The following is a 237-nucleotide window of genomic DNA, read 5'->3' as shown; positions in this document are numbered from 1 at the left end:
GCGGTTTCAAGGTGCTCAAGTCCGAGATCGAGATCGGCCCGGTGTATCACCGTCTGCCCGAGCGGATCCGCGCGCACGCGTCGATCTGCTTCATGGCGCTGATCCTGCATCGGGTGATGCGTAGCCGCCTTAAGGCGGCTGATGTGGGCTACACGCCCGAGCGGGCGCTTGAGCAACTGCAGCGCATTCAGCATCACCGCGTGCGTCTGAACGGCGGGGAGCCGGTGACAGGGGTGT

1 pseudogene is annotated in these 237 nt (G+C 65.0%); it reads left to right on the top strand.

Going from position 1 to position 237, the window contains the following annotated elements:
• Positions 1–237, top strand: a pseudogene (locus DNK49_RS23820) (IS1634 family transposase); the annotation flags it as partial.

This window comes from Parazoarcus communis SWub3 = DSM 12120 (assembly GCF_003226565.1).
Lineage (GTDB): Bacteria > Pseudomonadota > Gammaproteobacteria > Burkholderiales > Rhodocyclaceae > Parazoarcus > Parazoarcus communis.
Note: the sequence above shows the minus strand (reverse complement) of the source record. Positions and strands in the feature narration are given on the sequence as shown.